Source organism: Chloroherpetonaceae bacterium (assembly GCA_025056565.1).
Lineage (GTDB): Bacteria > Bacteroidota > Chlorobiia > Chlorobiales > Thermochlorobacteraceae > Thermochlorobacter.
Window position 1 is genome coordinate 52,950 of record JANWWA010000018.1, and the last position, 287, is coordinate 53,236.

1 protein-coding gene is annotated in these 287 nt (G+C 45.3%); it reads left to right on the plus strand.

All coding sequences use genetic code 11. The annotated features are described in order from the left end of the window. A partial coding sequence (locus tag NZM05_11835) for a hypothetical protein (GenBank protein MCS7014303.1) occupies nt 1-212 on the plus strand: 212 nt, incomplete at its 5' end. Nucleotides 213-287 lie beyond the last annotated feature (75 nt).

Sequence of the window (287 nt, forward strand, 5' to 3'; positions counted from 1 at the left end):
CAAACTTCAATCAAACGATGAAAAAGAAAATCGTCTTGGGCTTTTTTGCGCTGTTGTGCGCTCTTGTTACATCGTTTTTCCTCGAACCCCCGCAGTCTTCAGCAGAAAGTCTGGGGGAGAGGACATATGCTAGAATTCTGTGTGATCAAGATGGTATTGTGTGCGTGGGTCATGGAGGGTTTCGTTGCTGTGTTCCTACTGGTCAGGAGTAAAGCAATGGGGTTTAGAGCATCTCTAAACCCCTGTATCTTTTAGAGCAATGGGTCAATTCTGAATCTTCTCCACAG